At 73.2% G+C, this 23578-nt stretch carries 9 protein-coding genes; 2 read left to right on the top strand and 7 right to left on the bottom strand.

All coding sequences use genetic code 11. The annotated features are described in order from the left end of the window. The first annotated feature begins 92 nt into the window (after positions 1–92). Both ACYVO6_RS19425 and ACYVO6_RS19420 read left to right on the top strand, forming a co-directional pair. Positions 93–1907: an ABC transporter ATP-binding protein gene (locus tag ACYVO6_RS19425; protein WP_461062658.1), complete on the top strand. Its 1815-nt coding sequence runs from the start codon at positions 93–95 to the stop codon at positions 1905–1907. Beyond that, the gene (locus ACYVO6_RS19420; RefSeq protein WP_461062656.1) at positions 1904–3640 is read left to right on the top strand and encodes an ABC transporter ATP-binding protein; all 1737 of its coding nucleotides are present in this window, start codon (positions 1904–1906) and stop codon (positions 3638–3640) included. Before ACYVO6_RS19425 ends, ACYVO6_RS19420 begins: the two co-directional genes overlap by 4 nt. Positions 3641–3710: 70 nt before the next feature. On the opposite strand, the gene ACYVO6_RS19415 is transcribed toward ACYVO6_RS19420, so the two are convergent. Genes ACYVO6_RS19415 through ACYVO6_RS19385 form a run of 7 tightly spaced genes read right to left on the bottom strand, consistent with a single transcriptional unit; the run spans position 3711 to position 23488 of the window. Further along, a complete protein-coding gene (locus ACYVO6_RS19415; RefSeq protein WP_461062654.1) occupies positions 3711–4739 on the bottom strand; it encodes a methyltransferase in 1029 nt (342 codons plus the stop codon). Positions 4740–4753: 14 nt separating this feature from the next. After that, positions 4754–5533 (bottom strand): thioesterase II family protein, encoded by a 780-nt coding sequence (locus ACYVO6_RS19410; RefSeq protein ID WP_461062652.1) that lies wholly within the window; start codon positions 5531–5533, stop codon positions 4754–4756. Between the two features lie 7 nt (positions 5534–5540). Continuing rightward, positions 5541–6653 (bottom strand): cytochrome P450, encoded by a 1113-nt coding sequence (locus tag ACYVO6_RS19405; RefSeq protein ID WP_461062650.1) that lies wholly within the window; start codon positions 6651–6653, stop codon positions 5541–5543. Continuing rightward, entirely contained in the window at positions 6650–7756 is a 1107-nt protein-coding gene (locus ACYVO6_RS19400) for a Gfo/Idh/MocA family oxidoreductase (RefSeq protein ID WP_461062648.1), read from the bottom strand. The genes ACYVO6_RS19405 and ACYVO6_RS19400 overlap by 4 nt, the downstream gene beginning before the upstream one ends. After that, entirely contained in the window at positions 7753–8925 is a 1173-nt protein-coding gene (locus tag ACYVO6_RS19395) for a saccharopine dehydrogenase NADP-binding domain-containing protein (protein ID WP_461062646.1), read from the bottom strand. The genes ACYVO6_RS19400 and ACYVO6_RS19395 overlap by 4 nt, the downstream gene beginning before the upstream one ends. Further along, positions 8922–14345: a non-ribosomal peptide synthetase gene (locus ACYVO6_RS19390; RefSeq protein ID WP_461062644.1), complete on the bottom strand. Its 5424-nt coding sequence runs from the start codon at positions 14343–14345 to the stop codon at positions 8922–8924. Before ACYVO6_RS19390 ends, ACYVO6_RS19395 begins: the two co-directional genes overlap by 4 nt. Then, the gene (locus ACYVO6_RS19385; protein WP_461062643.1) at positions 14342–23488 is read right to left on the bottom strand and encodes a non-ribosomal peptide synthetase; all 9147 of its coding nucleotides are present in this window, start codon (positions 23486–23488) and stop codon (positions 14342–14344) included. Before ACYVO6_RS19385 ends, ACYVO6_RS19390 begins: the two co-directional genes overlap by 4 nt. Positions 23489–23578: the final 90 nt, after the last annotated feature.

Genomic DNA, 23578 nt, shown 5'->3' with positions numbered 1-23578 from the left:
GACCTGACATCCCGCCAGCCCGGCGGTAGGTCCGGCCTGCTTGGTTGCCGCCGACCGGACGACGCACAAGCTACCACTTGGGAGGTACCCCGATGACCGGCGCGGCCCTCGCGGACACGCGAGAGGGCACCCCCGACACCGTCCCGGCACCCGAGGATCCCGGGAAGCCGCCGGGCCTCGGCGACCTGCTCGCACCCGTACGCGGGCGCCTGATCGCCGCCATCGTGGCCCAGGCCGCCGCCGCGGTCTGCTCGATGATCCCGTTCATCGCCGTCGCCGAACTGGCCGGTGCCCTGCTGGCATCCGGCGGCCCGGACGAGGGCCGCGCCTGGACCGCGGCCTGGATCGCCGTGGCCGCCCTGGTCGCGCGACTCGTGCTGTACGCGACCGCCGGCGTCCTCACCCACCACGCCGACGCCGACCTCCAGCTCGGGCTCCGGCGCCGACTGGCCCGGCACCTGGGACGGCTGCCGCTCGGCTGGTTCACCGAGAACAGCTCGGGCGAGGTGAAGAAGGCGGCGGGCGACGACATCTCCACGCTGCACCACCTCGTGGCGCACACCGCGCTGGAGGTCACCGCGGCGATCGTGGCCCCGCTGACCGCACTGGTGTATCTGTTCGCGGTGGACTGGCGGCTCGCCCTCGTCGCCCTGCTGCCGCTGCTGCTCGGCGGCTACTTCTTCAAGCAGGCCATGTCCGGCGGGGACGAGGTGACGGCACGGTTCTTCGGCTCGATGGGCCGCGTCAACGCCGCTGTCGTCGAGCTCGTGCACGGCATCACGGTGATCAAGGCGTACGGCCGTACCTCCCGCGCCCACCGCGCCTACGACGACGCTGCCGACGACTTCGCCGTGTTCTTCCGCGACTGGATCATGAGCACCACACGCGCCAGCACCTCTGCCGCGCTCGCCCTCTCCGGCCCGGCCGCCCTGCTCGTCGCGACCGCTGCCGGAACCCTCTTCGTCACCCAGGGGTGGACCGACGCGGTCGACCTCGTGCCGTTCGTCCTGCTGGGCCCGGCCCTCACCGGGTCCGTGATGGGGCTCGCCCAGTCCGGGCACGCCGTACAGGGCGGCCTGCAGAGCGCCCGTCAGATCCACGCGCTGCTGGCCACGCCCACCCTGCCCGAGGCGTCCGCGCCGAACCCGCCGGGACCGGACGGCCGGGTCGAGCTGACCGGCGTGAGCTTCAGCTACGACGGTGACACGGACGTCCTCAGCGGCATCGACCTCACCCTGCGACCCGGCACCGTCACCGCGCTGGTTGGCGCCTCCGGCTCGGGCAAGTCGACCCTCGCCCGCCTCGTGCCCCGCTTCTGGGACATCACGGCCGGCACGGTGAGTATCGGCGGCACGGACGTCCGGGAGCTCGCACCGGCCGATCTGTACCGCCAGGTGTCCTTCGTCTTCCAGGAACCCCATCTGCTGCGCACCAGCGTCCGCGACAACATCCGGCTCGGCCGGCCGGACGCCGACGACACGGCCGTCGAGCGCGCCGCCCGTGCCGCGCACATCCACGAGCGGATCACCGCACTGCCACGCGGCTACGACGCGGTGATCGGCGAGGACGCCATGCTCTCCGGCGGCGAGGCCCAACGCCTCTCCGTGGCACGGGCGTTGCTCGCCGACGCACCCGTCCTCGTCCTCGACGAGGCGACCTCCTTCGCCGACCCCGAGTCCGAGGACGCCGTCCAGCGAGCCCTGTCCGCGCTCGCCGCCGGCCGCACCCTGCTGGTCATCGCCCACCGGCTCGCGACCGTCCGGGACGCCGACCACATCGTCGTCCTGGACGGCGGACGCATCGCCGAACAGGGCACGCACGACCAACTGCTGGCGCTGGACGGCCCGTACGCACGCATGTGGGCCCTTCAGACGTCGGCCCAGCACGAGAGGGGAGAGGCGCGATGACGGCGCTGCTGATACGGATCCTGGGCCGAGAGCAGACGGGGGGACTGCGCCGCGTGGTCCTCTGGGCGGCGCTCGCGGCGGCGCTCCAGGGTGTGGCGTACGCGCTCCTGGTGCCGCTGCTAACCCGGCTCCTCGGTGACGATCCGAAGGAGGCCTGGCCGTGGGTCGCCGCCCTTGCCGCGGCCACAGTCGCCTACGGGGCCGTCGCGTTCACCGCCGCCGTACGCGGCAACCGCTTCTGCGCGGAACTCGGGCGCGCGCTGCACCGCCGCATCGGTGACCATGTCGTCGCGCTGCCCCTCGGCTGGTTCGGCGGCGAACGCACCGGCGCGCTGGGCCAGTTGGCGGGCCAGGGCGTGGTGGGGGTGATGAACGCTGCCGCCAACCTGGTGCGCCCGCTGTGCACCGCCTTCGTCGCCCCCGCTGTCGTCGTCCTGGCCACCTTCGCCTTCGACTGGCGGCTCGCCCTGGCCATGCTGGTGGGAGCGCCGGTCGCGGCTGCCGCGTACCGCTGGTCCGGGCGGCTGATGGCCCACGTCGACCGGCAGACCCATGCCGCGTCCGTCGAAACCGCGGACCGGCTGGTGGAGTTCGCCCGCCACCAGCCCGCGCTCCGTGCCTTCGGACGGACGGCCGAGGATCACGAACTCCTCGACGCCGCCCTGCGGGAGCAGCACGCGAAGTCCCGTGCCGCCGTACGCATCGGGGTGCCTGGTATCGCGGGATTCGCGCTCGCCGTGCAGCTCTGCTTCACCTGCGTCCTGCTGCTCGGTACGGTCCTGGCGGTCGACGGTTCGGTCCCCGCGGGCGAGCTGATCGCGGTGCTCGTGCTCGCCGTGCGGTTCGTCGAACCCATGGGCGCCGCCGCCGAGTTGGGCGGATCCCTGCGGCTCACTCGCGGCACGTTGGAGCGCCTGGACGAGGTGCTCGCCGCCACCCCGCTGACGCAGCCTGAGACTCCGGCGCCGCTCCCGGACACGTACGGCATCGAACTCGACGGCGTCTCCTTCGGCTACGGCGACGACCGGACCGTCCTCGACGGACTCGACCTGCGCGTCCCGTCCGGGCAGACCATGGCGCTGGTCGGGCCCTCCGGCTCCGGCAAGACCACCGTGACGCGGCTCATCGCCCGCTTCTGGGACGTGACCGCGGGCACGGTCCGCGTCGGCGGCACGGACGTCCGCGACCTGACGACCGAGCAGCTGATGTCCAGGCTCGCCATGGTCTTCCAGGACGTGTACCTCTTCGCCGGCTCCATCGAGGACAACATCCGTGCGGGACGGGAGGACGCCACGGACGAGGAGGTGCGGGCCGCCGGGCGGCAAGCCCGCGTCGACGAGATCACCGAGCGGCTGCCGGACGGCTGGGCCGCCCGCGTCGGCGAGGGCGGCACGGCCCTGTCCGGCGGCGAGCGCCAGCGGATCTCCCTCGCCCGCGCCCTGCTCAAGCAGGCCCCGGTCGTCCTGCTCGACGAGGCGACCTCGGCGCTCGACGCCGAGAACGAGGCCGCGGTCCAGCAGGCCCTGGCCGCGCTCACCGCGGACCGTACAGTGCTGGTCGTGGCCCACCGCCTCGACACCATCCGCGGCGCCGACCTGATCGCGTTCCTGGACGGCGGACGGATCGTGGAGCAAGGCACGCACGAGGAGTTGCTGGCGCTCGGCGGTCGCTACGCGGACTTCTGGGGCGAGCGGGAACGGGCGCGGGGGTGGCGCCTGGCGGCGCGTTCCTGAACACCGGGACGGAGCGCACGGAACACACAGACGGGCGGCACGGTGATGACCCGTGCCGCCCGTCCGCGTGTCAACTGGCGGGCGCGCAGGTCACCAGATGGATGCCGGTGCCGGTGACGCGGCGGCCGGTCGCGCGCAGTCCGGCGCGGGACATCAGGTCGTCCAGCTGCCGGGGCGTACGTTCACGGCCGCCGAACAGCACCAGAAGCCTCAGGTCCATGGCGGCGGCCACGTCGGCGCGGCGCCCGTCGGTGACCAGGTTCTCGACGATCAGGATCTCGCCGCTTCCGTCGGCCGTCGCTTCGGCGCAGCGGCGCAGGATGCGTACCGCGTCGTCGTCGTTCCAGTCGTGCAGCACCCAGGTGAGCAGATAGAGGTCGGCGCCCGTCGGCAGCGGGTCGAAGAAGCTGCCGGGGTGCACGGACGCGCGCTCCCCGAGCCCGGCCGCCGCCAGCGCGCTCCGGGCTTCCTCCGCCGCCTCCGGCAGGTCGAGCAGCGTGCCGCGCAGCCCCGGGCGGGCTTTCAGCAGCCGCATGAGGAGGGACCCCGAGCCACCGCCGACGTCGACCACATGCCCGTGCTCCGGCCACGGATGGGCCGTGACGACCTCCGGAGCCGCGAACGTGGTGTGCGCGGCCATCAACTCGGCGTAGGAACGGGCGAGTTCAGGGTCCTCAATGGTGTCCTGCCACAGCGACCGCCCGTGCACGAGGGGATACGCGGGCTGTCCGGTGCGCACAGTGTCCAGCAGGCCCCCGAAGGCCTGGTCCATACGCCCACCCATGCCCTCCAGATCGAACCAGGCGCGCAGCCCGAACGCCCCGTCTCCCTTGAGGAGTTCCGCCGCGGGCGTCAGGGCGTACGTGTCCTCCCGCGGTTCGGCGAAGACGCCGCGGCCGGTGAGCACGCGCAGCATGCGGCGCAGCGCGTCCGCGTCGGCGCCCGCGGCCCGGGCGAGGTCGGTCAGTTCCGTGTGGCCCGCGGCGATGTGGTCGGCAAGACGCAGGGTCGCCGCGACCCTGATCGCCCAGGGCGTGATGAGGTCGGCGAGGGCGTTCAGGTCGACGCGAGCGGGGGCGGTGTCCGGGACGGTGGTCATGGTGCTCCTGGGGTTCAGGGGAGGACGGGGTGGTGAGCCACGGACTGTGTGGGACCGCAGGTTTCGAGGACGGCGGTGACGACCTGCTGCGCCTGCGCGACGAGGTAGAAGTGGCCGCCGGGCAGCACCCGGCTGCTGAAACCGGCCTCGGTGGCCGCACTCCACACCGCCGCGTCCACCTCCGAGGCCTCCTCGTCACGGTCGCCGGTCAGGGCGCTCAGCGGGCAGCGCACCCGGGCCGCGGTGTCCGGGCGGTAGGTCTCGATGAGCCGGTAGTCGGCCCGTACCGCGGGCAGCAGCAGCGCGCGTATCTCGGGGTCGTCGAGAAGGTCGGCGTGGGTGCCGCCGAGGCGGCGCAGCTCGGCCGCGAGTCCGTCGTCGTCGCGCAGGTGGACCTCGCCGGGGCGCTGGCGGCGCGGCCCCGGGCGCCCGGAGACGAAGAGGTGCCGGGGTGCACGGCCGGGGCCGGCCTCCAGCCGGAGCGCGACTTCCCAGGCGACCGAAGCGCCCATGCTGTGCCCGAACAGCACCAGCTCACGGTCCGTACGGTCGGCTCGCAGCGCCTCGGCGACCGCCCCCGCGAGCTCGTCCATGTCCTCGGCGGCGGGCTCGGCGAGCCGGTCTTGTCGGCCCGGGTACTGCACGGCGACGAGTTCCACGTGGGGCGGCAGCAACCGGGCCCACGCGCTGTAGAACGCGGCGCTGCCGCCTGCGTGCGGAAAGCACACCAGCGACAACCGTGCCGCCGGGCGGGGCAGCGGGCGACGCAGCCAGAGAGAAGCGGTACTGGTCACAGGGGGATCACTCCACTTGGACGGGAAGCGCGGCAGGACCGCGGCTCATGAAGTCGCCGGCTCGGCGGAAACGGAAGCCGGGGGCGAGCCGCAGCCCCGGCCGCCGCTCGATCAACACCTCGGCGGCGACGCGCAGTTGAAGCCGGGTGAGCGAGGCGCCGAGGCAGGCGTGCGGGCCCTTGCCGAAGGCCAGATGGGCGCGCAGGCCCGGCCTGCCGGGCCGGAAGGTGTCGGCGTCCTCGCCCCAGCGCGCCGGGTCACGGTTGGCGGAGGCGACGACGGCGATCACTCGTTCCCCGGCCCGGACCGGGGTGTCTGCGAGGGTGTCGTCGCGGGTGGCGGTGCGCATCTGCCACAGCGCGGGCGGGTCGAGGCGCAGCGACTCCTCGACCGCCTCCGGCAGGCCCTCGGTCCGCCAGTGGTCCTCGCGCAGCAGCCGCAGCACCAGATTCCCCAGCGCATGGCGGAGGTTGGGCACCCCGGCCACGATCAGGAAGTGCAGGAAGGTCACGGCCTCGGCGGGGTCCAGGCGTCCCAGCACGCCTCCCAGGGCGGGGCCCTCGGCGGCCCGTAGCGCCCATCGTTCGAAGGCGGGCCATTCGGGACGGGCCCGATGCCCCAGCAGATCCGTGAACCCGGCGGCCCACCGGTCGTACTCCGCCGCGTCGGCGTCGGCCACCCCGCAGAAGGCCGCCAGGACGGTGCGCGGCAGCGGCGCGGTGAACGCGGCGACGAGATCTGTCTCCTCGCCCTTCCGCACGTGCTCTGCCAGCGCCTCGGCCCGCTCCCGTACGACGGGCTCGAGTGCAGCCACCACGGTCCGCGCGAAGGCGGGGGAGAGGAGGCGGCGCAGCCGTGTGTGGGCAGGCGGGTCGAGCTGGGACAGGGCCAACTCCCGCTCCGCCTCCGGAGATTCGGGTACGGAGGTGTTGTTGCGGCGGCTCGACCACGCCACCGGATCCGCCAGCACCGTCCGTACGTCGGTGTCGCGGACGACCACGTGCCAGCCGGGCAGCGGAGTGGACACCGGCCGGTCGCGGCGCAGCGCGGCCAGCCGCGGATACGGGTCGTCGGTATGGCTCAGGTCGAGCGGGTTGAAGGACGCCACCGCGCTGGTCACAGGCCCTCCTGCTGCCGCACGGCGGCGACGAGGTCGGGCGCGGTGACCGGGTGGGGCGCGGGACGGCGTACGAGCTCCGGGTAGCCGAGCCGGGTCGTCAGGTCCTGCCAGATCTGGCTGAGCGTGAGGTGGTACTGGCCCGCGCGCATCGGGTCCTCGCCCGTCTCGGCCGCGTTCACCATCGCCCACAGCGCGCGCCGTACGCCGTCCGGCCACACCTCGGAGTACACCTCCCGGTGGGTCGGGGCTTCGGCAGGCCCTACCGGCTGGACGCTCGGCAGGTGCACCAGGCGGTGGGCCTCGGCGTCGAAGTCCAGTTCGCCGTCGTCGCCGCGGGGTGCGGGCAGTGCTGGGCTCCACAGCACCGGGCCGTGTGTGCCGGCCAGGATCAGTGTGCCGCCGGTGAAGCCGAGCGCCGCACGGTGCAGCAGGTGTGTGTGGTTGTCCGGGTCCTCCGGGTCGAGCTGGTTCAGGACGCGCAGGGTCACGGGGACTCCGGCGAGGCGCCCCTCCAGCGTGCGGAACGGTCCGCCGCCGGGCGCGGGGTCGGCCAGCTGCCAGGGGCGCAGCCCGCCGAGCGCCTGGCCGAGGATGTCGATGAGGTCGTACGAGACATGGATGGCGCACGCGCCCTCCGCGTACAGCAGTTCCTGCTGCTCGGCCAGGTGACGGGCCGCGGCGAGGAAACGGCGCACCGGGGTCAGTTGAGGATAGAAGGTGTTGAGCCGGTACTGGACGCCGTGCCGGCGTGCGGTGCGCAGGCAGGCGGCCAGCTCCACCTGGTGGATCGGATGCTCGTGCAGCACATGCACTCCGTGTTCCATCAGGCGCCGGGCGAGGGCGGCGCCGTCCCCGCCGCCGACGCCGTTGGGCACCACCACGCAGGCCAGATCGGCGAGTTCGGGCACGTCGTCGGGATCGGTGAGCAGCGGGACGCCGTAGCGCTCGGCACACGCCTTGGAACGCGGGCTGCCCCGGCCGAGGACTCCGGTCAGCCGGAGCGGCGTCTCGGGTCCGGTGCCCGGATCCAGAGATGAGCGCTCCCGGAAGGCACTGAGGTACACGCGGCCGAAACCGGTACCGCAGACGACGACTCGGGTCACAGGATTCCTTCTTCCACGGGGAGATCGGCCAATGGACCGTCCAGCAGACGCAGTTCGCCCACGGCCGGGGCTTCGGCGATACGGTCGGCCAGGCGGCCGGGGTCGGGGAGTTCGGCGAAGTGGAGCTGACCGGGCGGGAGTTCACGGTTCAGCACGGCGAGCGCCGCGTGGGCGGCGGCGGTTCCGGTCAGGGCCGAGGAGTCGGTGCCGGTGAGCACGAGGCTGTGCCCGTCCAGCTCGCACGTCATGATCTGGTGTGCCGCGCGCCCGGCGAGGTCGGTGAGCGTGGCCCGCGACAACTCGGCCGCCGCGTCCGCCACGGCCCGGCCCGGCGCGATCCCCGCCCGGTACCGGTCGAGAACCGCGCGGGTGCGCTCACCGCCGAACACCGTGTACCAGCGCACTTCCACGAGCTCGTACCGTCGGGCGACGGCCACGGCCTCCTCGGTCAGATACGGAATCGCCGTCACGGTTCCGGGAAAGTACGGAAGCCTGACGCCACGCTCCACCGCCAGCGCCCCCGGCACCCGGCGCCCACCACGCCAGACGGCCGTCACCTCACCGCCCGGCCGCGCAAGCCGGTCCATGAAGTCTCGGGCGGCGGCGGGCGGGAAGTGGGGGAGACCGCCGACACGTACGGTCAGCGCCCCGCGAACAACTTCGCTGCGGCCCTCGGAGACGCCAGGCGCGGGACGCCCGCCGCCGGTCACGGAATCCGCGGCGCTCCGTGCCCGCACCAGCAATCCCGGCAGCAGCCCCGCAAGCCCTGGCATCAGCCCCGCCCCGATCACCATCGTCCGCCACCGCAACAGCCGGGCGTACGGCGGCGGTTCGGGCAGCTCGGTCGTGTCGTTGACGTCGATGCAGTCCGCGCCCGCCGCGAGGGCGGCGGCTGCCACCCGGTGGCCGACGGCCCGGACGGGCCCGGTGGTGTTGACGACGACACGGCACTCGGCGCAGAAGGCGGCCAGGGCGCGCGCGTCGGTCACGTCGACCGGGTCGGGCCACAGCCGTACAGCCGCCGGCAAGGGCCGGTCGGGCGGGTGGCGGACCGCCGCCCGCAGCGGGCCGACCCCGAGTCGCAGCAACTCGTCGAGCACGGCCCGGCCCACCTCCCCGCCCGCGCCGACCACGCCCACCGCGACCGGGGCCGTACGCCCGCGGGTCACGGCGTGCCTCCGGTCGCGGCGGCAGCCACCTGCTGCACGTGCGGCGCGCGCAGGCAGCTGAAGTGGTCGCCGTCGACGTCGACCACCGTCAGGTCGCCGAGGCACACCTCGCGCCACAGCTCGTCCGCCTCCTGCCCGAACCCGGCCAGGAACCGCAGCCGCCCCCGCGGCTGTACGAGCGTGATGTCCCCCGCGTACGGCTGGGTCGTGTGCAGGGAGGCGGCGGCGAACGCGTGCCGGAACACCTGGTACAGGCCCGGCACATGGGCCGCCTCGCCCTCTGAACCGAGGGTGCGGGCGATCGCCGCCAGCCGTTCCCGCTGCGGGAGTTCGGCAAGCGACCGCATCCGTCGGGCCACCGCCTCCAGGCGCGCCTCACCGCACAGGGCGGCGAAGGCACCGGCCGGGACCAGGCCCGGCGTGGCGTCGAGTACGGCCCGCAGCGCGGCCCCCAACTCCTCCTCGTCGTCCGGGTATCCGGCCGCCGCGGGGTCCGCGCCGAGCACCCGGGCGAAGGCATGCTCGATCAGCAGCTCGTCCTCGCACGCGAACGCCGGCGGGCTGCTGCTGACCACCGTCAGCTGCTCGACGTGCGCACCGCCCTCGGTGAGCTGCCGGGCCACCTCGGTGGCGAGCTGCCCACCCAGGCAGTACCCCGTGAGCCGGAACCGGTCGGCTCCGGTCGCCGCCAGTCGCCGTACGTGCTCGGCCGCCAGCAGCTCCACGAACCGCTCCGCCGGAATGTCCGCGCACGCCTCGACGTCGCCGACGGCCAGCCCGACGAGGGGCCCGTACGCGGAGAGCTGCGTGGCGAGTTCGCGGTACGGAGCCATGGTGCCGATGCCCTCGTGCACCAGCACCTGCAGCACTCCGCCGTCCGGCGCGTCACCGAGAGTCAGCAGTGCGCTCGCCGCCCCGGTCGCGGAGTCACCGGCCTCCTCCGTACCGCGCAGATGGCGTGCCAGGTCGGCCACCGTCGGCCGGTTCAGCAACTCCCGCAGCAGCGTGTCGAACTGCTGGTCCGCCGCCTCCGGAACCTCCTCGATCAACCGCGCCGCCACCTGCGCGAGGATCAGCGAGTCCGCACCCAGGTCGAACAGGCTGCGCTCCCTGGGAACAGCCGCCGCTCCGAGTGCCCGGGCGACCACCTCGGCGAGCCGCTGCTCCAACTCGTCGGCGGGTTCGGCCACTTGATCCGCACGGGCTGTCTCCTGCCCTTCGTCCTCTACGGCGGTCGCCCAGGCGGCCAGGGCCTTGCGATCCACCTTGCCGTTGGACGTCAGCGGCAGTTCGTCGACGACGTGCAGCGCGGCGGGCAGCATGTAGACCGGCAGCCGGGCCGCGAGGTGATCGCCGACATCGGCCGGATCGACGGGAGAGCGGTCGGTCTTGAAACGTACGGCGAAGACGTGCTGGCCCAACGGCTCCAGCGGATGCCCCTGCTGCGGAAGGCACAGCTCGTTGCGCCCGCCCGCCTCCGCGAAGAGCCGCAGCCACTGTTCACGCGTGACGAAGGTGGAGTCCCTGGTGTCCGTGCGCCGCAGGTCCTGCGCCTCGGTCATCATGAACGCCTGCGAGATCAGGATCTCGTAGTGCTCCCGGGTCGGTTCGGTGACCAGCAGCAGACCGCCGGGGGCGAGCAGCGAACGCAGGGCGGTGAGTGAGGCCGCGGCGTCCCGGGCGTTGTTCAGGACGCCCGCGCACACCACCACGTCGAAGGAGTTGAGGGTCAGCCCCTGCTCGATCGGGTCGCCGTCCACGTCGTACAGCCCGAAACGCAGCCTCGGATCGGGCCCGAACCGCTCCCGCGCCTTGTCCAGGAAGAAGGGGCTGACATCGGTGAACAGCCAGTCCACGGGGAGGCCTTCGAGCGCGGCCAGCGCGCCCGCCGTGCTCGCCCCGGTCCCGGCGCCCACCTCCAGCACGCGCAGCGGCCGGCCGGGAGCCTGTGCCTCGGCCGTCGTGCGCAGGGCCTCGGCGAGTACACGGTTGAGGTAGGCGGACATGACGTTCTCGCGGTAGGCCGCGTCGGCGGTCTCCATGCGGGCCGCGGGGAAGAGCAGGTCGACGGCGGCGACCCGGTCGTCCATCAGCTCGCCCAACTGGTCGGCGTGGGCCCGCAGATAGGCCAGCAGCTCGGTCGGGCCGAGCGCGTCGCTCCATACGGCGGCGACCCGGTCCCACGCCGACGCCGCCGACGGAGACTCGCCGGCGAGCCGATAGCGGCCGGTGACCAGATCGCGGTCCAGGAGGCCTTCGTCGTGCAGCACGGACAGCCAGCGCCGGATCACGCGGTGGTGGCGCGGTACGGCTGCCGCGGCCGTCACCTCGTCCGCCGTGTGGGCGGCATCGGGCCGGGCGAACAGGCCGCGGGCGCGCAGCGCATCGAGCATCGACGCCAACGACGCCTCGTCCAGGAGCCGGGCGAACTCGGCGATCCGCTCCGGCTCACTGACCTCGATCGCGTCGGCCGTCTCCCGGGCCCGCCGCACCAGGGCGTCGTCCGACTCGCCGGCGCGGGCGTCCGCGACCCGCGCAGATTCCGCGAACGCGACCAGCCGACGCTGCAGCGGATCGTCGCCGACGGCGAGGACGGCAGCCGCGCCCACCGCCTGGTGGTCCGCCAACACGGCCTCGATCTCCGCGAGTTCGATGCGATGCCCGCGTATCTTGACCTGCCCGTCCTCGCGCCCCAGGAACTCGATGTCCCCGCTCGGCAGCCACCGTCCCAGGTCGCCGGTGCGATACAGCCGCTCCTCGGTGACGGGGTGGGTGACGAAACGCCGGGCCGTGGTCTCCGGATCGCCGTGGTAGCCGAGCGCCAGACCGCTGCCGCCGATGCACAGCTCGCCCGGCACCCAGTCCGGGCGGGGCCGCAGCGTGTCGTCCAGGACGTGGAAGGTCTGGTTGGCGAGCGGCCTGCCGTACAGGATGCTCGGCCGGTCCGGGGCTACGGGCTCCTCGATGGGGTGGTGGATGGACCAGACCGCCGCCTCCGTGGCACCACCGAGACTGATCAGCCGCAGTCCCGGCAGCAGCGCCCGTACCCGGTCCGGCAGCCGTACGGGGATCCAGTCGCCGGACAGCAGCCCGAGCCGCAGTCCCGCCAGCCCCGCCACGTCCACCGCACCGGCGCCGGAGGCCAGGTAGTCGTACAGCATCTGCAACTGCGCCGGCACCGAGTTCCACAGCGTCACCCGGTGGCGGGCCGCCAGCCGCGCCCAGTGCGAGGGATCGCCGCGGCGCTCCGCGTCCGGCAGCACCAGCGCGCCGCCATGGGCCAGTGGGCCGAACAGGTCGTAGACGGACAGGTCGAAGCCGAGCTGGGCGAGTCCGAGGACGCGGTCGTCCGGGCCCACGCCGAAGCGGTCGTCGATGTCGGCCACCGTGTTGAGCGCGGCCCGGTGGGAGACCTCGACACCCTTGGGCTCACCGGTCGACCCGGAGGTGTAGATGATGTACGCCGCCTCACCGGGGTCGACGCGACGGGGCTCGACCGCGTCCGACGGCTCCAGTGTGTCGACGGCGACCGACGGCAGCTCGTACGAGTACGAGTCGTCGAGACGCGCCTGCGTGAGGACGGCGGTCGCCCCGCTGGAGGCCAGGACCTTCGCCCGGCGCGCCGGCGGGTGGACGGTGTCGACCGGCACGTACACGCAGCCCGCGTGCAACACGCCGAGCACAGCCGGGACTTGTTCCCAGCCCTTGTCCATCACGATCGCGACCCGGTCGCCCGGCGCGACCCCCGCCTTCCGCAGCTCCACGGCCACCGCATGGGCATACCCGACGAGTTCGGCGTACGTGAGCGTGCGATCGGGCGCGATGACGGCCGTCCGGTCGGCGTGTGCGGCGGCAGCGGCGAACACCCGGTCGTGCAGCAGCCCTTCGGGCAACGGCCGCTCGGTGGCGTTGACTTCCTCGTGCCGCGTGGCCTGCGCCTCGGGCAGCCGCACCGGATCGGCGCTGTCCCACGGAGCGTCGGAGACGGCCAACTCCCGTACCAGAGCGGCGAACGCGGCGAACGCGTCGTCCGCCAGCCCCTCCGGCAGAACGCCCTCTCGAACGTCCCATCCCAGCAGCACCTCGCCACCGGACTCCATCACCTGACAGTCGATCCACACCTGCGGTGTCTGCGTCACGCCGTACACGACCCGCCCCGCGCCGGTCCGGGGTGCCTCCGTGCCCTGAAGCGTGCTGGTGAACACCACCGGCATCAGCGCGGGCCGCGAGCGGCGGGCTGCCTCGCGGAGCACCTCGACGCCCGAGTAGAGCCCGTGGTCGAGGTCCTCGAAGAGCCGGCCGCCGAGCGCGCGGGCACGCTCCGTGAAGGCCTCCCGCGCGTCGGGTTCGACCGCCAGGAGGGTCACGGACGTGAAGTCGCCGACCACCCGGCCGATGTCGGGATGCACCGGGCGTTTGGCGAATACGGGCAGGTTGAGCGTGAAGCGCGGCTTGGAGCTCCACCGGCCGATCACCTCGGCGTAGGCGCCGAGCAGCACCGTGGACACGGTCAGATCGCGTGCGGCTGCTCGCTGTCGCAGGGCCGCCGACTCGTCCGCCGTCAGCCGGTCGGCCAGCCGCCGGAACCGCACATCCTGCCCCGAATCCTCGGCCAGGACGGGGAGTTCGGGCGCGGGCGGCAGCGTGTCGAGACGGTCCAGCCAGTAGGCACGGTCGCGGGCCCAGCGGGCGCTGTCGCGCAACCGCCGCTCGGCGAGCACGTGATCGCGGAAGGAGACGGGCACAGGTGCGAGCGGCCGGTCCGGCTCGACACACAACTGCTCCAGCTCGCCCAGCAGTTGCTGCACGCCGGAGAAGTCGGTGACGAGCAGGTCCACGGAGAGGTGCACGAGCAGCCGCTCGGGGGAGCGCGTGAGCCGTACGTCGAACAGTGGCCACACGGCCGGGTCGTACGTACGCTGCGCCAGCTCGCCGCGGATCCGCTCCGCCTGCTCGGCCTCGGCCACCTCTACGGCCACGGGAATCTCGTACGGCGGCAGGTCCTTGAGTACCTGCTGCCCGTCCGGGTGGTACACCGTGCGCAGCGCCTCATGCCGCTCGACGAGTGCCCGCCAGGCCTCCGCGGCCCGCTCGGGAGCGACGGTGCCCGGCAGTTCGTACTCCAGGTAGGCGTGGCAGCCGATCCCGCCGTAGGAGAAGGCGTCCGTGCGGCCCAGCAGATACGAGGACTGCACTTCGGTCAGCGGGAACGGCAGGTGCCGCCCGTCCGGGTCGGGCACGAGGGGCTCGGCGAACGGGTCGCGCAGATACGCGAGTACGGCGTCCCGGTCGGCCCCCAGCCGCTCACGCAGGTCCTCGGTGAGGGCGCCCTGCGGCGCCCGGAAGCGGATACGGCCGTCCTCCTCCCACAACTCGACTCCAGCGGCTGCCAGTTCGGACACCAGCTCGGCGGCGCTCACAGTTCCCCCTCTTCCCAGTTCTCATCGGTGCTGCGGTTGATGGTGTGGTCGTTGATGTCGTCGACGGCTGCGGCAACCGCGGCCACGGTCGGGGACGCGAAGAAAGCCCGCAGCGGGACCTCGACGCCGGTGCGCTCCCGCAGCCGCGCGATGAGACGCGTGGCCAGGAGACTGTCGCCGCCTGCCGCGAAGAAGCCCTGCTCACGGCCTGCGGGCGGCGCGTCGGGCAGCAGCTCGGACCAGAGAGCGGCGACGATTTCCTCGGTGGCGCCGCGCGGCGGGCCACCCACGTCGGTCGTTGCGGTGGCCGTGGTCACCACGGACCGGTCTCCGTCCTCTGAGGCCTTCAAGCCCGTGGCGAGGATCATCGCGTCCCAGTCGTCAGCCGTGGACAGCTCGTCCAGCAGGGCGAGTTGGCGATCCCTCAGGGCTTCGGGCAACTCATCGGGTAGCAGCCCGGTCACCGCGTCCCAGGTGAGCCGGAGCCCTTCGGCGTCCTCCAACACCTGGTGGTCCAGCCAGACCTGCGGTGTCTGGGACACGGACCAGTACGGCGGGGTCAGCAGCCGGCCCCGGTCGTCGTCGATGCCGAGCGCGCTGGTGAACACCACCGGCATGGCCGCCTGCTCGGGACCGCGCTGCTCGGCGAGCTCCCGCATCACCCGGACCGCCGACACGCCACGATGGTCCAGGTCGGTCCACAGCCGTGCCTGCAAGCCGCGCAGCCGCGCGAGCCAGGACTCGCCCGACCGCGGATGATGGGCGGCGAGCAGTAGCGAGGTGAAGTCGCCGGCGATCCGGTTGATGTGCGGATGGATCTCCTGGCGGTCGAACAGGGTGAGATTGACGGTGAGTTCTGGGCTGGCCGCTTGCTCGCCCAGTGCCTCGGCGTAGACACCGAGCAGCAGCACGGACGGGGTGATGCCGTAGACCCGGGCCCGTTCCCGCAGCCGTTCCCAGGTGTCCTGCGGCAGATGGGTGGCGTGGCGGGCGAAGCGCGGGCGCTCGACCGTCGACGGCTCGCGCAGAATCGGCAGTCGAGGTGCCGGGGGCAGCCCGGGCAGCCGCTCGCGCCAGTACTTCTGGTCGTCGGCCACCGTCTCGGGTGCGGGCCGGACCGAGGCGAGATAGTCGCGGAACGTCGGCTCCACGGGCGGGAGTTCGACGTCCGGAGCGTCCCGCAGCTGCCGCAGCTCGGTGAAGACGATCATCATGCTGAGGCCGTCGAGGATCAGGTTGTCGAGGCTGACCCCGATCCGGGTACGGCGCTCGCCGTCCGATGTCGTGTAGTGCACGGCGCGTACGTCGAACAGCGGCCAGCGGGAGGGATCGAGGACCTGGTGGGACATCTCCTCACGCAGGACCGCCAGGTGTTCCTCGCCTTCCGCGACCGGGATGGTGAACTCAGGTACGTCGGCGAGGACTTGCTGTCGTCCGTCCTCATCGAAGACGGCCCGCAGCATCGGATGCCGCTCGATCAGCCGCCGCCAGGCCCGCTCCAGCGCCCCGGCGTCGGCGTACTCCTCGTCCGTCTCGCTGTAGTAGTGCGAGCCGACTCCGCCCAGATCGAGCTGGGTGGTCCGCCCGATCCAGTACGCCCGCTGCACATCGGTCGCCGGGAACGGCTCATGCGCGTGCTCCGGGTCCGCGACCAGCACAGGTGCGGTGGGTCGCTCGGAGTCCAGGGCGAGCGTGGCGGCGTAGTCCTTCAGGACGGGACGGGTGAACAGTCCGGCGATACGCGCACCGCGCACCCCCGCCTCGCGCAGCCGCGCCACCACCCGCGTGGCGAGCAGGCTGTCCCCGCCGAGGGCGAAGAAGTCGTCGTCCCTGCCGATTTGTTCCGACCTCAGCAGATCCCGCCAGGCGGCTGCGACCAGCTCTTCCACCGGGCCCTTCGGCTCCTGAGCACCACCGGACGGTGCGCCGAGATCCGCCGCCCGCTGCGCGAGCGCGGCCCGGTCCACCTTGCCGTTGGCGGTCAGCGGCAGCCCGCCGGGCAGCGGGACGAGCGCGGAGGGCACGGCGTGCGCGGGCAGATGGTCCACGAGCCGTCGCTCCACCTCGGCCGGATCCAGCGAGGCCTCGGGAACCACGAACGCGGTCAGCCGTTGCTGCTCGCGCGGTCCGGTCGCGACGGTGACCGCCCGGGAGATCCCCGGCTGCGCGAGCAGCGCCGCGTCGACTTCGCCCAACTCGGTGCGATGCCCGCGGATCTTCAGCTGGTGGTCGCGCCGCCCCAGGAACTCCAGCAGCCCGTCGGGGCGGTAGCGGCCCAGGTCGCCGGTGCGGTACCAGCGCTCGCCACCGGCCGTCACGAACCGGTCGGCCGTGCGCTCCGGGTCGCCCCGGTAGCCGGTGGCGACTCCGGCTCCGCCGATCCACAGCTCGCCGGCCACCCAGTCGGGACAGTCCGCGCCGAGCGGACCCACGACCCGGAACCGCTGGCCGCGCAGCGGTGTCCCGTACGGCACCGAGGGCCAGCCCTCCGGTGCGCCACCCGTCGTGTCGTACGCGTTGGACCAGATCGCCGCCTCGGTGGCGCCGCCCATGGCGATCAGCCGGCAACCACCTTGTGACGCCTCGGCCAGGCGCGCGGGCAGGTCGAGTGGCACCCAGTCGCCGGAGACCAGGGCGAGCCGGAGACTCGGCGGCACCTGCCCCGCGGAGGCGGTGACCAGCATGTCCAGCAGCATCGGCACGGAGTTCCAGACGGTGACGCCGTGCCATGCGGCCAGGTCGCGCCACCGCTGGGCGTCCCGGCGCTCGTCCTCATGCACCAGCACGAGGGCGCCGCCCGCGCCGAGCAGCCCGAAGATGTCGTACACGGACAGGTCGAAGTCGAGCGCGGAGACCGCCAGCACCCGGTCGTCGGGGCCGATCCCGTGCCGCTCGTTGATGTCCTCGACGGTGTTGGCCGCCGCCCGGTGGGTCAGCTCGACACCCTTGGGCTCACCGGTCGAACCCGACGTGAAGATCACATACGCGCAGGAGTCCGGATCGGCGGCCACGGGCGCCTCCAGCGGGGCGGGCAGCGGTCCGGCGAGGAACTCCGCGTCGAGCACGCAGCGGGCCCGCGAGGCCCGGAGCATCCTCTCGCGCCGCACGGGCGGCTGGTCGGCGCCGACGGGCACGTACGCGGCCCCGGTGGCGGCCACCCCGAGCACGGCGGCGATCTGCTCCGGCCCCTTGGGCAGTGAGACGGCGACCGTGTCGCCGGGCACGACTCCGCGCGTCCGCAGCGCGGCGGCGATACGCAGTGCACGCTCGCGCAGCTCGCCCCGGGACATGCCTCCGTCCTCGCCCCACAGCAGGGCCGGGGAAGCGGGATCGGCGGCGGCCCGCTCGAAGAACGGTGTGTGCAGGGCGAGTTCACCCCCCGGCCGTCCCGTCGCGTTGACCCGCTCACGCACCGCGCGCTGTCCCTCGGGCAGCAGCGCGGGCCGGGGCAACTTCCAGTCGCCGTCGCACAGTTGGTGCAGCAGCCGATCGAAGGCGGCGGACATCGTCTCCACCAGGCCGTCGGGGAACAGCTCCCGCACCGCGTCCCACTGGTGGCGCAACGCCCCGTCCCGGCCCTCGTAGACCTGGAGGTCCAGCCACACCTGCGGGGTCTGGCTGACACCCCACACCCGCGGCGGGAACCCGTCGGGCGCGTCCATCGACACGCCGTCGTCGACGCCGAGCGCGCTGGTGAACACCACCGGCACAGCCGCATCCCGCTCCCCGCGGGCCCGGGCCAGTTCGCGCATCACCCACACCGCCGAGACCGAACGGTGATCGAGATCGCGCCACAGTTGCTCCTGCAGTCCGCGCACCCGGGTCAGCCAGTCCTCCCCGGGCCGCGGACGATGCGCGGCGAGCAGCAGGGAGGTGAAGTCGCCCAGGACCCGGTTGATGTCCGGATGGATCTCCTGACGGTCGAACAGGGTGAGGTTCACGGTCAGTTCGGGACTCTCGCTCCACGTGCCGAGCACCTCCCCGTACGCGGCCAGCAGCAGCGTGGACGGGGTGACGCCGTGTTCACGTGCACGCTCCTTGAGCCGCCGCCACCGGTCGGCGGCGAGCTCCCCGGACGTGCGCACGAAGCGGGGGTGTCCCAGCGTGGCGGGGTCGCGCAGGAGCGGCAGCCGGGGAGCCGGGGGCAGTTCCGGCAGGCGGTCGCGCCAGTACGTCTCGTCGGCCGCCACCGTCTCGGGCGCTGGTCGTACCGAGGTGAGGTAGTCCCGGAACGTCAGCTCCACAGGCGGGAGTTGGGCGTCCGGATCGGCGTACAGTGCACCCAGCTCGGTGAAGACGGTCATCATGCTCAGACCGTCGAGGACGAGATTGTCGAGGCTGACTCCGATCCGCGTCCGCCCGTCGCCGTATCGCACGGCGCGCACGTCGAACAGCGGCCAGCGGGACGGATCGAGGACCTGATGAGACATCTCCTCGCGCAGCGCCGCGAGGTGTTCCTCGCCCTTCGCGACCGGAATGGCGAACTCCGGTACGTCGGCGAGGACTTGCTGTCGTCCGTCATCGTCGAAGACGGCCCGCAGCATCGGATGCCGCTCGATCAGCCGGCGCCAGGCTCCTTCCAGACGAGGCAGGTCGACCGAGACGCCGTCGAACTCGGAGTAGTAGTGCGCCCCGACCCCGCCGAGCCGCATGTCCTCCGCCCGGCCCAGCCAGTAGGCCCGCTGCACATCGGTCACCGGGAACGGCTCGTGCGCGTGCTCCGGGGCCAACACCAGTTCAGGCGAGGCGAGTTGCTCGGCGTCGAGGCTGAGCGTGGCGGCGTAGTCCTTGAGTACGGGAGCGGTGAACAGCCCGGCGATCCGGGCCCCGCGCACCCCGCGCTCGCCGAGCCGGTGCAGCATCCGGGTGGCCAGCAGGCTGTCGCCGCCGAGCGCGAAGAAGTCGTCCTCCCGGTGGACCGCGCGGGCCCCGAGCAGTTCCCCCCACACCTCGGCGACCAGCTCCTCGGCACCGGGACGGGGCGGCGTGCCGTGGCCCGACCGCTCCTGCGCGGATGAGCTGTGCCGGTCGAGGAGTTCGCGTACCGCGCGCCGGTCGATCTTGCCGTTCGCGGTGAGCGGCATGACCGGCAGCAGGACCAGCCGGTCGGGGACCATGTACGAGGGCAACTGGCCGGTGGCGGACGCGCGGACGGTGTCCGTGTCGTACGGCAGGGCCTCCGGGTCGCGCACCGCGCGGATGAGCAGCGCGGGTTCCTGACCGCGCACCGCCGTCTCGACGCGGGTGAAACCGTGGGCGCGCAGCACCTGCTCCCACGCGGAGGGCGGCAGCAGGGGGCTGCCAGCCGCGCGACGCGACGGATCCGCGTTCGCGAACCCGCGGGTGGGCAGTGCGGCGCAGATCAGCCCGAGCGGCGGCAGACTGCCCTGCTCCAGCGCGAGCAGTACGCCACCGGGGGCCAGCAGAGCCGCGGCCTGAGCAACCCCTGCCGCCGGGTCGTCGAAGGCGTGCAGCGCACCGAGGGCGAGCACGGCGTCGAACGTGCCCGGCAGCCCGTCGAGCAGCACACCGTCCGGCAGCGCCTGATACCGCACGTCGTGCGGCAACGCGGCACACCGCTCGCGAGCCCGGCCCAGAAGCCCGGCGGAGGCATCGAGAAGCGTCAACTGCACGGAATCCGGCGGCAGTTGCTCCGCCACACGCAGTACGCCGAGTCCACCCCGCGCACCGACGACCGCGACCCGCAGCATGCGGCCGCCCGACTCCGCGGCGAGCGCGCGCAACGCGTCGGCGCAGTCCGCGGCGGCAGCCCCGCTGGCGGGCAGCGCGTCGAGCGCCGCCTCGGGAGCGAGGACGGGATCGTCGAGAAGCTCCAGGGGATCGCGTTCGCCCGTGACCATGGCACGCAGTTCCGGCAGTCGCTCGGTGAGGCGGGCGTGTACGGGTTCGAGACGGGTTCCGGCGACGCGCCGAGCCAGACGCTCGCCGGCGACCGGCATTGCCTGGCGGTGCAACCAGTCCCGCCACAGGTGCACGAGTCCGCGCATGTCCTCGGCCGGGCGCTGCCCGCCGTCCAGGATGCGGCCGAGGACGTACGCGACGACCTCGGTCTCCAGCGGATCGGGCCGTGCGGCCATGACCCGCGGACTGACCCCGTCGTTCCGGTCCGCTCCAGGATGAGGCGTGGGCGTGTACGCCGCGACGAGCGAGCGGGACGCGCCGTCCGCGCCCCCGGTGACCGCCGCGACCGCGCGCCCGACCCCCGGCGCCCGCTCCAGGGCCGCCTCCACCTCGCCCAGCTCGACCCGGTGTCCGCGCAGCTTGACCTGGGAGTCGGCGCGGCCGAGGAACTCGACGGTGCCGCCCGGCCGGTAGCGTGCGAGGTCGCCCGTGCGGTACCAGCGCACGCCGTCGTGCCGCACGAACCGGTCGGCGGTGCGTTCCGGATCGCCGAGGTAGCCGTCGGCGACCCCGGCCCCGCCGATCCACAGCTCGCCCGGCACCCAGTCCGGGCAGTCCCGGCCGCGAGGATCGACGACCCGGCACCGCACATTGCGCAGCGGAGTGCCGTACGGAATCGCCGCCCAGTCCTCCGGCACCGGCCCGCCGACCTCGCACACCGTGGAATGGATCGCGGTCTCCGTGGTGCCGCCGAGGGCCACGAACCGGCAGTCGGGCGAGCGTTCCGTCAGCCGTCCGGGCAGGTCGACGCCCACCCAGTCGCCGCCGAGCAGCACCAGCCGCAGCCCGGCGGGACCGTCCCCGGCGGTGCTCAGCAGCATGTCCAGCACAGAGGGCACACAGTTGAGGACGGTGACACCGTGCCGGGCCATCAACGTGTGCCAGCCCGCCGCGTCCCGCCGGTCCTCCTCCCGGACGAGCACCACCGCGCCGCCCACCGTGAGCGGCCCGAACAGGTCGTACACCGACAGGTCGAAGTCGAGGGCGGACAACGCCAGCGTCCGGTCCTCGCCGCCCACGCCGAACCGCTCGTCCAGGTCGTCGACCGTGTTCCGTGCCGCGCGGTGCGGCACGACGACACCCTTGGGCTCACCGGTGGAGCCGGAGGTGAACAGGATGTACGCCGGATCCCCGTCCGGCACCGCCACCGGCTCCTTGACCGGTGCGTGCGCCACCGCGTCCGGCACGGTCAACGCCACCACGCCCTCGGGCAGCGGCACGCCCGGCACCTCGGTGACGAAGGTCGCCCGCGCGCCCGCACGGGCCAGGATGCGATCGCGGCGGGCCGGCGGATGATCACGCCCGACGGGCACATAGGCCGCACCCGCGGTCAGGATGCCGAGCACGGCCGCGATCTGGTCGGGCCCCTTGGGCAGACAGACGGCGACCCGGTCACCGGGACCGACGGCGTGCGCGGCGAGCGCGGCGGCTATCCGCCGCGCCCGGTCGGCGAGTTCGCCGTACGTGAGGACTCCGCCCGTCTCGTCGTCGGTGCCCCACAGCAGGGCGGGCCGGTCCGGTGCGCGCTCCGCGCGGCGCAGGAAGTCCTCGTGCAGCAGCAGCCCACTGGGCGGCCCGTCGGTGGAGTTGGCACGCGCACGTGCCTCCCGCTGCGCCTCGGGCAGCAGGTCCGGTACAGGTGCACGCCAAGGGGCGTCGGATCCGGCGAGTTGGTCCACCAGCGTGCGGTACGCGGCGAACATGGCGTCCAGCATCCCGTCGGGGAACGCCTGCTCCAGCGCGTCCCAGTTGACCAGCAGCCCGCCGTCGAGCTCGGTGACCTGGGCGTCCAGCCACACCTGCGGCCCCTGCGAAATGATCCACACGGGCTGCCCGAAGCAGGTGCGTACGTCCTCGGAGAACAGCTCGCCCAGATTGAGCGCGCTGGTGAACACCACCGGCGCGAGCACCCGCCCGCCGCCCCGCTGGGCACGGTTGAGATCGCGCAGCACCTCGACACCGGAGTACGAGGCATGCGCGGCGTCTTCGAGAAAGCGCTCCTGCACGGCCTGCGCCCGCTCCTGGAAGGCATCCGCGCCGGACATGTCGGCGGTGAGCAGCACGGACCCGGTGAAGTCACCCACAAGCAGGGGCACATCGGGATGCAGCGGCTCCCGGTCGAACAGCGGCACGTTCAGCAGAAAACGATGCTCGGCACTCCAGGCGGCGAGCACCTCGCAGTACGCGGTCGCCAGGGCCATCGCCGGGGTGACGCCATGCCGGTGCGCGCGGGCGAACAGGGCGTCGCGCGCCTCGGGCGGCAGCCAGTGGTGACGTCGCGTCACCCGCGGCCGTACCGCTCCCTGGGCCACGGGCAGCGCGGGTGCGCCGGGCAATTCCGGCAGCCGCCCAGCCCACCAGGCCGCGTCCCTCGCGCGGTCGCGCTCCCGCTCGGCCGAGGCGGCACGGTCGGCGAGATAGCGGCGGTAGCTGTAGCCGATGGAAGGCAGTTGCTCCGCACCTCGGTAGAGAGCCGCCAGGTCGGCGAGGAGGACGCGCAGACTGAGCGCGTCGGCGGCCAGCATGTCGAGGTTGAGGTGCGTACGGGTACGGCCGCCCGGCAGCAGCGACAGCTGTACGTCGAAGACCTCGCCCGCACCCACCCGCAGCATGCGGTGCGACAGCTCGTCCCGCAGCTCCTCCAGACGGTGCTCCGCCTCGTCCTCGGGCAGGGCGCGCAGATCGTGCACGCGCAGTCCCGGCCAGGCGGAGGTGGCAGGAGTGTGCTGGCGGCCGTCGTCGCCGAACACGGCGCGCAGCTGCGCGTGCCGGGCGAGCAGGGTGCGTACGGCACGCTCCAGGCGCTGCGGGTCGACGTCCTCGCCGTCGAACTCGTTGTAGAAGTGCGCGGCCACACCGCCGAGTTCGTGTTCCTTGCCGCGGCCGATCCAGTAGGCGTGCTGCATCAGGGCGAGGTCGAAAGGGGAGGCCTCGTCGCCGGTCTCGCCGGGTTCTCCGGGGGAGCCGGTGACGGGCGGGGCGGCCTCAGGACATCGCTCGGCCGCCAGAGCGGCCCAGGCGTGCAGGGTTGGCGTGCGGGCGAGATCAGCGAAGGTCAGACGTATGCCGTCACGGCGCAGCGCCGCGGACACGGCCATCAGGCGGATGGAGTCCAGGCCCTGCTCGATGAGGTTGTCGTGGGGACCGACCCGGTCCGTGTCGGGGCCGAGCCAGTCCGCCAGCAGGGGACGGATCGTCCGCAGGAAATCGGGTTCTGACACTACGTCACCAACCTTGCTCTGTGGGGTCTTCGGAAGCGCTGGCAGGGATGCGGGGGGAGCCGGATGCGACGTGATGGCATCGAGTTATTG

It is taken from the genome of Streptomyces pseudoechinosporeus, from assembly GCF_054783935.1.
Note: the sequence above shows the minus strand (reverse complement) of the source record. Positions and strands in the feature narration are given on the sequence as shown.